The organism is Streptomyces sp. ME02-8801-2C (assembly GCF_033793965.1).
Classification (GTDB): domain Bacteria; phylum Actinomycetota; class Actinomycetes; order Streptomycetales; family Streptomycetaceae; genus Streptomyces.
In genome coordinates this window covers 73,803-84,079 of the sequence record NZ_JARAXP010000026.1, presented here as the reverse complement: position 1 = coordinate 84,079, position 10,277 = coordinate 73,803, and the positions used below count along the sequence as shown (strand labels likewise).

Here is a 10,277-nt window from a genome sequence, read left to right as displayed (position 1 = left end):
CGACACGACAGTCGGGCTACCGGCCTGCCCGCCAGCAGCCGCGGAAGGCGAAACGGTCTACCGACTCCGTCGGCAGACCGTCACGAAAGATCGAGGCTAAGGAGGGTTCTTTCAGATGATTCCAAGCGTCAGTTCGATGTGTTTCCGCTTCCGGCTGTCGTGGTGTCGTCTTGTAAACGACGTTTTTTGTCGTCTGTAAGACGACGTTATTGGATTCGAGCACAGAAACCTCCGGTGAAATGAGGGGCGGGAAAGTCACTCGCTGCCGTCGGCTGCGCTCTCGTGGTTTCGTCGAAGCCGCCTGCGTCGGCGCCAGGCCCCGGCCAGGGTGCTGGCCCCTGCGCCAGTGGCCAAGACCAGGACGCCGGCGATGTACTCGGGCCAGGCCTCAGTCATGAAGTCGTTCAACATGGCAGTTCAGCGCACCTGCGGGTGCGCCCACTCCTTTACTGGGTCACGGGAGAGCATCGTGCTTCCCTAGCGGTCAGGCAGGCTTCACCCCATTTTTATTGTCGGATCCCTGTCAGGGAATTACCCGATTCAGGCGGGGTGGAGCCGGTGTCGCCAAACATTCTTAGGTCACAGGCAAGTGCCTCACGTCTGGTTGCGGGGGAATGAAGGGGTGGCGAACGGTGGCGAATAGTGGGAGCGCATGGAAACGTCGGATAACGCCCGTTGTGGGTTGCGGAATCCAGCAAACGGAATTGACCATTCAATTCCGCCCCGTGTCACGGTCGGCCCGGACTGCGTGCAGCACGATCCCTGCCACTGATCGCACGGGTCACCGGGCACGTCCGCCCGCTACCCGGAATGCGATGACGGCATCGGTGCAGATGGAGAGGATGGCGGAAGTGATCACTGAGGGGGCATCGCTTTGTGCGGTTGACCATCGACACGGAGACGGACTCATCGAGCAGGCGATCGCCGCCGTCCAGGCCGCGTACAAGCTGCGGCCTCGCCTGATCGCTGGCGGCCTTCGTACCCCAGCCGTGCTCCGTTCCGCATGCTGTCACCGCTGAGCGGGCGTATCGTCCTGATATGGGCGTGAGGTGCTGTGCGACGTGAACGGGTGTGGTGAGCCGTCTGAGGCGGTCAATCCGCTGGGCCAAGCGTTGACGGGGGCCGTGCACCGTGCGGGTGCCGTGGCCGGAGCCGTCTATCTGCTGGATCCGACAGGAACGGTACTGGCTCTGGACATGATGTGCGGTGTGCCAGTCGAGGCTTTTGCTCCATGGTGGCGCGTGGCGCTCGCCTCCCATGGCCCGACCCAGGATGCGGTACGTGAGGAGCGGCTGGTCTGGGTGAGCTCGCAGGAGGAGCTGGCCCGCTCATATCCGCGCGTGGCAGCGAACGTCCCCTACCGGCTCGCGTTCGCAGTCGCGCCGCTCAGCGGGGTCCACGACTGCCGTGGCGCCCTGCTGCTGCTGTGGCCTCCCGAACGTCCCGACCGTCTCACTCTCCGTGAGCGCGGGCGCATCGCCGTCGGGGCGCGGCGCATCGCCCGGGTCCTTGATGCAGCCGCTCGCCCTGCGGTCGTGCCGGACCGGCCCCGTTTCATCCCGCTGCACGACGCGGCCGCGAGGCAGGCACAGCCGGCGCTCGCAGCGGCCGACCTGGTCGAGCGTCTTCCCCTCGGTACCGTTGCCCTCGACCTTGAGGGACGTATCACTTTCACCAATGCCGCAGCCGCCGAACTGCTGGGCAGTGCCGCGGCACAACTGCTCGGTACCCAACCTTGGCAGTCACTGCCCTGGCTGGACAACCTCGCCTTCATGGATACATACCGCACCGCTGTGACCAGCCGTGAGCCGCTGTCCCTGACAGTCCTGGGCCCGTCGAACCATTGGCTCGACCTCCGCTTCCACGCGGACGACAGCGGCATCAGCATTCTCATCACTCCTGGCGACCCGGTCGAGCCGCCGTTCAAGCCCCTCGCCACGCAGCCCGCGTTCATCAGCACATCAGGAAGCCGCATCCACCTGCTGGTCTATCTGGCAGCCGCGCTGACCGAGACCGTAGGCGTCCAAGACGTCGTCGACCTGGTCGCCGACCAGATCCTGCCTGCCTTTGGCGCCCACGGAATGATCATGTCCACTGCCGAAGCCGACCGTATGCGGATCGTCGGATACCGCGGCTATGCCCCGGAGGTCATCGAGCAACTCGACGGTCAGCCTGCGGACGCCAGTCTCACCCCCGCCGGCCATGCCCTGGCCGACGGCGCCTCCTCGTACTTCGCAGACCGTACCGAGCTGGCCCGCGCCTTCCCCAAGGCGCCGCAGATCAGCGACAAACAAGCATGGGCATTCTTGCCGCTGATCACCTCCGGACGTCCCGTCGGCTGCTTCGTCCTCGCCTTCAGCCACCCCCACACCTTCACCGCCGCCGAGCGCTCCATCCTCACCCCCCTGGCCGCACTCATCGCCCAAGCCCTGGACCGCGCCCGCCTCTACGACGCCAAACACAGTCTCGCCCACGGCCTCCAGCAAACCCTCCTGCCCCACGCACTGCCCACCGTGACCGGGCTCGACGTCGCCGCCCGCTACCTACCCGCCAGCCGCGGCATGGACATCGGCGGCGACTTCTACGACCTCATCCGCCTCACCGACACCACCGCCGCAGCAGTCATCGGCGACGTCCAGGGCCACGACGTGACGGCCGCTGCCCTCATGGGCCAGGTCCGTATGGCTGTCCACTCCCACGCCACCGCCGGAGCCGCTCCCGACGAGGTCCTCACCCGCACCGACCGAGACCTGGCCGACGTGAACGCGGGCCGTTTCGTCACCTGCCTGTACGCCCACCTCGACCTCGCCCGCAAGCAGGCGGCCCTCGCCAGCGCCGGACACCCACCCCCGCTCCTGCGGCACCCCGATCATCGAGCCCATACCGTCGACATCGACCCCGGTCCTCCCCTCGGCATCGGCATGGGACCCCCCAGCTACCCGATCACCGCACTGCCTCTGGCCGAGGGGGCCATCCTCACCCTCTACACCGACGGCCTCGTGGAAGTGCCGGGTGCCGACATCGCCCGGACCACCGCCGACCTCGCGCACCACCTCGGCAGGTCGAGCGACCTCTCCCTGCAAAACCTCGTCGCCAGCCTCGTCCACCACATCCGCCCTCTCGGCCGGCACACCGACGACATCGCCCTATTGCTGCTCCGGCCCACAGGCGGTTCCTGATCAGATCACGTCCGACAGGGCGAGAGTGCCAGTGGGATTGCCGAGACGTCCGCCCTGACCAGACCCGCCTCGGCGGAGCTCCGTGCCTGCGGAACCGGGTGTGTCTTTAACGGCCCTGTCTCATATTCGGTGGTGACGGAGGGTTGCCAAGGTCGTTGACATTTATGTGCGAGATGTCACCGACCTTGTAGATGTGGTGTTCTCGGGGCTGTTACCGCTGGTCATCGAGGACGTGACCGACGAAGGCGAGCGGATCCTGGTGCGAGCACGGACGCCGGCGGACATGGTGCCGTGCCTGAGTTGCGGGGCGCCGTCCGGGCGAGTGCATGGCTTTCACCTGCGGACGGTGGCCGACGTACCGGTGGACGGGCGGCGTGTGGTGGTCCGTGTGCGGGTGCGGCGGCTGGTGTGTTCCACGCGCGGCTGCTGTCACACCTTCCGTGAGCAGGTGCCCGGGGTTCTGGAGCGGTACCAGCGACGCACCGCCCGTCTGACCGGTCAAGTCGAGGCTGTGGTCAAGGAGTTAGCGGGCCGGGCCGGGGCGCGCTTGCTGGCGATACTCGCGGTGGGCCTGTCGCGTCACACGGCCCTGCGCACCCTGTTGCGGATCCCGTTGCCCGCCGGGCGGGTGCCCCGCGTGATCGGTGTCGACGACTTCGCTCTGCGCCGGCGCCACCGCTACGCGACCGTGGTGATCGACGCCGAGACCCACGAGCGCATCGATGTGCTGCCCGACCGCACAGCCGACACCCTGGAAGCATGGTTACGCGCTCATCCGGGCGTCGAGATCGTGTGCCGGGACGGCTCCGCGACCTATGCCGAGGCCATCCGCCGTGCTCTGCCCGACGCGGTACAGGTTGGTGATCGCTGGCATTTGTGGCACAACCTGTGTGAAGCCGCTTTGAGCGAGGTGAAGGCACACAGCAGTTGCTGGGCCACCGTGCTGGACGCGCCCCTGTACGACGGGCCGCGCGCACAGACCACTCTGGAACGTTGGCACCAGGTCCACAACCTGCTCGAGAAGGGCGTGGGCCTGCTGGAATGCGCCCGCCGCCTGCAACTGGCCCTGAACACCGTCAAACGCTACGCCCGCGCCGACCGGCCTGAACGCATGCTCCGCGTCCCCAAATACCGCGCCGGCCTGGTCGATCCCTACCGCGAGCACCTGCGCAAACGCCGGGCCGAAGACCCCGCCATCCCCATCAAGCACCTCTTCGAAGAGATCGCAGCCCTCGGCTTCACCGGCTGCCTGAACCTCCTGCACAAGTACATCAACCAGGGCCGGGCGGACACCGACCGCAGCCACATCTCACCACGCAGACTCGCCCGCATGATGCTCACCAAACCCGACAACCTCAAGACCGAACATCATGATCTCCTGGCCCAGCTGACCGCCGCTTGCTCCGAGATGACCCAACTGGCCGCCTGCATAAGGAACTTCGCCCCGCTCCTGACACCTCATACAGAAAATGCCGACAGGCTCTCACGCTGGATCGCCCAGGTCCGCGCAGCGGATCTACCCCATCTGCACTCCTTCACCCGGGGCCTGGAGCGAGACCTCGAAGCCGTGACCGCCGGATTCACACTTCCGTACAGCAACGGCCCCACCGAAGGCGTCAACACCAAGACCAAGCGGATCGCCCGCCAGATGCACGGACGAGCAGGCTTCACCCTCCTCCGCCACCGCATCCTCCTCGGATAGCAACACTCTCCGTCACCACCGAATATGAGACAGGGCCGTTGGCTGGACAGACCCCGGACAAGGAAGCCTCACGGGCAGAAAACGCAGGCGCGGCCCGGCTCGCCGACGTCGGATACCGGTCGGCGGTGGAAGAGCTGTGCAAGGTCCAGGGCGCCACGCATCACACCCTGCACGGAAAGATCCAGGAGCTCGCGGCCACAGGCCTGCGCTGGAGCGGCCCGACCTGGACGTCGTCACCGCGGTGAACCGGTCGGCGGTGCTGTTGCGTGAGGGGCGTGGGCCCCTGCTCGCCTCGTCGGCCGTGCGGAGGCCCGCGACGCCGCGGCCGCGTGGAGCGGACGGGTCAACACCGTCACCGCCCGCACGGGCCGGGTGGACGTCGATGCGTTGCTCATCCGGCCCGACGGCCTCGTCGCCTGGGCCTTGCCCACCGGGCAGGACCTCGACGCCACCACGCGCCAACCGGTCTGAGCACCGTATTAACGGTTGTCTCAGGTTCGCTCGTTAGGAAGTAGGTCGTCGGAGAAGCGATGTAACGCGTAGGTAGGAGGCTAGTGATGGTAGTCAACGCAGCGCCGTCCGGAAAAGCGCCGGCCGGTCGGTTGGCAGGCCGGTGGGTGCCGTGGTTAGTGATCGGTTTGTGGTTGGTGCTGGCGGTGTTCATGGTGCCGCTGAGCGGAAAGTTGAGTTCGGTCACCACCGACAGTGCTGCGGACACCTTGCCGGCCAGCGCCGAGTCCACCAAGGTCGCGGTATTGGAGGACAGTCTCCCCGACGGTGATGACAACACGTTCGTCTTCGTGTACCACCGCGCCGGCGGCTTGACCAATACCGATCGCGCGACGGCCGAGCGCCACTACGACACCCTTTCCAAGCGGTACCCGCCGAAGGTGGCGGCCCCGGCCGGCCGCGACGAGGAGGGCCCGCCGACTAGTGCCTCCAGCAACGGCAAGGCGATGATGTTCACCCTCGAGGTGAGCACGGCCTACGGCGCGCCGGAGGACATCGTCGGCCCGTTACGTGACGCCGCGAAGGACCGCCCCGACGGCCTGGAACTCGACGTGACCGGCCCGGCCGCGATCGACGGCGACATGGACGCCGTCTTCGACGGCATCGACATGCAGGTCTTGCTCACCACCATCGTCGTCGTCACGCTCTTGCTCATCCTCACCTACCGCAGCCCGGTGTTGTGGCTCATCCCGCTGGTGGCCGTGGGCGCGGCCGCACTGACCGCGATGGCGACCGTCTACCTGCTCGTCAAGGGCTTCGGTCTCGTGGTCAACGACCAGAACTCGGCGCTGCTGACGATCCTGGTGTTCGGCGTCGGCACGGACTACGCGCTGTTGCTCATCGCTCGATATCGGGAGGCACTGCACCACCACGAGAACGTCCGGGTCGCGATGGTCCACGCGCTGCGCAGCGCGGCGCCGGCCATCGTCGCGTCCGCGGCCACCGTGATCGCCGGCCTGCTCTGCCTGCTCGTCGCCGACCTGAACAGCACCAGCGGGCTGGGCCCGATCGGCGCGGCCGGCATCCTGTGCGCGCTGGTGGCCATGCTGACGCTGTTCCCGGCGGTGCTCGTGGTGCTCGGCAGGCGGATCTTCTGGCCGGCCATCCCGCGGTTCAGCATGGTCGTAGAGGAGAAGCCGGGGCTGTGGGGACGGCTTGGCGCCGCCATCAGCCGCCGCCGGTGGGTGGCGGCGCTCGGCTCGCTCGGGGTACTCGGCGTGCTCGCCCTCGGGCTGGCGGGCAACACCGGCAACCTGCGGGAGCAGGATCAGTTCCTGTCCGCCCCGGAGTCGGTCACCGGCTTCACCGTTCTGCGCCAGCACTTTCCGGAGCTCGGCGGCCAGCCGATGACGATCTTCACGCGGCCGGCGTACCAGGAGCGGGTGCTCGACATCGTCAAGGACACTCGCGGTGTGGCCCTGGCCATCCCGGGTCAGACCAGCGGTGGCTGGGCCGACATCTCCGTGTTCCCGAAGGACGCGCCGGACACCGTCGCAGAGTACGACACGATCAAGCGGGTGCGGAGCGCCGTGCACCCGATCAGCGGGGCGGAGGCGATCGTCGGCGGGCCGAGCGCGGAGAACCTCGACACCGAGGTGACCACCAGCCGCGACGAGAAGCTGGTGATCCCGCTGGTGCTCGCCGTCGTCCTCATCGTCCTCGGGCTGCTGCTCCGCGCGGTTGTGGCCCCGCTGGTCCTGATGGCCACCGTGATCGTCTCATTCGCCGCGGCCTTCGGCGGCAGCGTGTTCGTCTTCGACACGATCCTCGGGTTCAAGGGCGTCGACAATTCGGTGCCGCTGCTGGCATTCCTGTTCCTGGTGGCGCTGGGCGTCGACTACAACATCTTCCTGGCCAGCCGTGCCCGGGAGGAGACCGTACGCCTCGGCACGGGAGAGGGCATGCTCAAAGCTCTCTCCGCCACCGGTGGCGTGATCACCTCGGCAGGCCTGGTCCTGGCGGCCACGTTCGCGGTCCTCGCCACACTTCCGCTGGTGATGCTGATCGAGGTCGGGTTCCTGGTCGCCTTCGGTGTGCTGCTCGACGCCCTGTTGGTGCGGTCGGTCCTGGTGCCCGCCCTCACCCTGCTGATCGGCCGGCGGATCTGGTGGCCGAGCCGGCTGTCCCGGCCGGCGGCGGAACTGCCGGACGGCCAACAGCCGCTCGCCGACGACGAGGAGCCCGCGCTGCAACGGTGAGCGCGGCGGCACGGATGAGATCCGGGACGGGCAGCCAGGCCCGTCCCGGATCTTTTCATGGGCCCGACGGCCGCCGCCCCTCGAATCCTGCGCCACGTGCCGGGGCCAGGGTCGGTGCATCTCGGTGTCCTGCCCCGGCGGTGAGCCGTGGGGCCATGTCCGAGGGCCGTCGTCCGCTGTCCTGCGCCGCGCCACCGGGGCGGGTCAGCGTGCCGCGCTGTCCTCCCCGGCGGTGAGCGGCGCGATCGGGGCGGGCGGGGCCGCGGCCGGAAGGTCGATGCGAAGCAGCGCGCCACCGCGTGCGGAGCGGGCGACGGTGGCCCGGCCACCGTGGGCGTCGACGACCCGCTGCACGATCGACAGCCCCAGACCGGATCCCGGCAACGCCCGGGCGCTGTCTGCACGGTAGAACCGGTCGAACACCCGCGGTACGTCGGCGGCGTCGATGCCCGGCCCCGCGTCGTCGACCTCGAGCACCACCGACGCGCCCTCGGCACGGAGCCGGACCTGGACCGGCTGGTCCGCCGGGGACCACTTGCCGGCGTTGTCGATCAGGTTGAGCACCGCCCGCTGGAGCGCGGCGGGACGCCCGCTCACCCACACGGAGGCCACGTCGAGGGCGACCTCGACGTCGGGCACGCGGGAACGCGCCCGGGTCACGGCGGCCACCACCACGTCGGCGAGGTCGAGCAGCTCGGTGTTCTCGTCGCTGACGTCACCGCGCGCCAGGTCGGTCAGCTCGGCGGCAAGAGTGCTCAACTCGGCCACCTGGGCGCCGAGATCGTTGAGCAGCCGGGTCCGGCTCTCCGCCGGCAGTGCGCTGTCCAGGGTGCCGCGCCGATCGAGCCGGATCAGCAGCTCGACGTTGAGGCGCAGGCTGGTGAGCGGGGTCTTGAGCTCATGGGCGGCGTCCTCGGCGAGCAGCCGCTGGGCCCGCCGGGAGTCCCGGAGCGCGGCGAGCATGTCGTTGATCGACTGGATCAGCCGCCGGATCTCCCCACCGCCCTCATCCGGGATGTCGGCGTCGAGATCCCGGGTGTGCGCGACACGTACCGCGGCGGCGGTCAGCCGGTCGATCGGTGCCAGCCCGGTCCGTGCCACGGTCCGCCCGACAAGGGCGCCGCCGGCCACGCAGAGCAGCCCGATCAGCAGCATGCCGAACCCGAACCGGTTGATCGGGCTGTCGTCGGCGACCTGGGCCACCTGGACCGCGCCGTCGCCCGCCCGCAGCGTGTAGATGAGGTAGCCGTCCTCGTCGCTGTCGTTCGACTCCATCAGGTCGGCCGACGCGCCCCGCGCCACGCGCCCGGCGTCCTCGCTGACGGGGGGCAGCGCGGGTTGGCCGGCCGGCGTCCGGGTCGAGCCGTCGGGCAGGATGACCCGCACCAGCCGACCGGACCCGGGATACGGCGGTAGTTGGACCTGCGCCGGACCGTCGCGCTGCGCGTTCGTCGCCAGGACGCGGGAGTCGGCGCGTAGCTGATTCTTGGCGCTGTCCTGCAGCTCCCAGCCCAGTAGCTCGCTGGCCACCTGGAAGGCCACGAACACGCTGACCGCGATGGCCGTCGCCGCGATCACCGTCAGCCTGCTCCGCAGGGACCGCCGGCGCCACCACCGGGTCAGCCGGCGCGGTTCCCGGCCGACCGGCCTGCTCACGGAGGAGTCTCCCGCAACGTGTATCCCAGGCCGCGCAGCGTGTAGATCAATCGCGGCTCACCCTCGGCCTCCATCTTGCGGCGCAGGTAACTCACGTATACCTGGAGGTTGTTGGCGGTGGCGCTCATGTCGAAGCCCCAGATCGCCTCGAACAGCGCGTCACGGGTCACGACCCGGGTCGCGTTGCTCATGAGGACCTGCAGGAGGGAGAACTCGGTCCGGGTCAGGCGCAGCGGTCGCCGGCCACGCCACGCCTCGAACCTGTCGGGATCGAGCCGGACGTCGGCGAACGACAGGATCTGCGACTCCTCGTCGGTCGGCGTGCGCCGGCGCAGCAGGGCCCGCACCCGGGCCAGCAACTCCTCGGTGGCGAACGGCTTGGGCAGGTAGTCGTCGGCGCCCGCGTCCAGTCCTGTGACCCGGTCGGAGACCTGGTCACGGGCGGTCAGCATCAGCACCGGCAGATCCCGACCCGCGGCCCGCAACCGCCGGCAGGTCTCCAACCCGCCCAGGCGGGGCATCATCACGTCGAGGATCAGCAGATCCAGCGTGTCACCGCCGGCCCCAACGACCCCGTCGAGCACGGCGAACCCGTTGGCGACGGTGCTGGTGTCGTAACCCTCGACCTGGAGCACCCGCTCCAGCGACTCACGGATGGCCGCTTCATCATCCGCGATCATGATCCGCACGCTGGCCCGCCCCCTTCCAGTCGATACTTTTGCCGCTCATTGTCCCCGATCAACCTGAGGCCAGGATTAGAGCGTTGCATGAGCCAGCCGAGGGTGCGTTCGATGACCCAGCGTCGGGGCTGGACGCGAAAGCCGCGGCCGGTGGGATCGCGCCGGACGATTTCGAGGCCGATACCGAGGGCGGCATTGTGACGCCTTGGTGATCGTGGGATGGCCGGCAATCTGGTTGGCGGGCTGTTCGCAGGTGGAGCTGATCCGGGGCTCTGACAGAGCTCAAACAAGCCGTTCCCGCTCGCGTGGAAAAAGCAGTGCCGCACCGCCGACCTGATCGGCAGCAGCGTCA

General features: G+C 68.6%; 6 protein-coding genes and 2 pseudogenes. 5 read left to right on the top strand and 3 right to left on the bottom strand.

Annotation, left to right across the window (positions count from 1 at the left end):
- Nucleotides 1–1,142: 1,142 nt before the first annotated feature.
- From PV396_RS41630 to PV396_RS41615, 5 genes and pseudogenes are all read left to right on the top strand, one after another.
- Complete coding sequence (locus tag PV396_RS41630) at nt 1,143–3,179, top strand: SpoIIE family protein phosphatase (RefSeq protein ID WP_319213563.1); 2,037 nt, start codon at nt 1,143–1,145, stop codon at nt 3,177–3,179.
- Between the two features lie 196 nt (nt 3,180–3,375).
- Nucleotides 3,376–4,881, top strand: a complete 1,506-nt coding sequence (locus PV396_RS41625) for an ISL3 family transposase (RefSeq protein WP_416071577.1) — start codon at nt 3,376–3,378, stop codon at nt 4,879–4,881.
- A gap of 38 nt (nt 4,882–4,919) precedes the next feature.
- Nucleotides 4,920–5,126, top strand: coding sequence for a DUF4145 domain-containing protein (locus tag PV396_RS41620; RefSeq protein WP_319213562.1), 207 nt, complete (start codon nt 4,920–4,922; stop codon nt 5,124–5,126).
- A gap of 61 nt (nt 5,127–5,187) precedes the next feature.
- Nucleotides 5,188–5,352, top strand: a pseudogene (locus tag PV396_RS45280) (hypothetical protein); the annotation flags it as partial.
- A gap of 86 nt (nt 5,353–5,438) precedes the next feature.
- Complete coding sequence (locus PV396_RS41615; RefSeq protein ID WP_319213561.1) at nt 5,439–7,589, top strand: MMPL family transporter; 2,151 nt, start codon at nt 5,439–5,441, stop codon at nt 7,587–7,589.
- 204 nt (nt 7,590–7,793) lie between these two features.
- Here PV396_RS41615 and PV396_RS41610 read toward each other — a convergent pair whose 3' ends face one another.
- From PV396_RS41610 to PV396_RS45275, 3 genes and pseudogenes are all read right to left on the bottom strand, one after another.
- Nucleotides 7,794–9,245, bottom strand: a complete 1,452-nt coding sequence (locus PV396_RS41610; protein WP_319213560.1) for an ATP-binding protein — start codon at nt 9,243–9,245, stop codon at nt 7,794–7,796.
- Nucleotides 9,242–9,934 carry a response regulator transcription factor gene (locus tag PV396_RS41605; RefSeq protein ID WP_319213559.1) on the bottom strand — a complete coding sequence of 231 codons (693 nt, stop codon included), beginning with the start codon at nt 9,932–9,934 and terminating at the stop codon, nt 9,242–9,244. Before PV396_RS41605 ends, PV396_RS41610 begins: the two co-directional genes overlap by 4 nt.
- Nucleotides 9,922–10,101: pseudogene (locus tag PV396_RS45275) on the bottom strand (hypothetical protein); the annotation flags it as partial. The pseudogene PV396_RS45275 and the gene PV396_RS41605, both read right to left, overlap by 13 nt.
- Between the last annotated feature and the right edge of the window lie 176 nt (nt 10,102–10,277).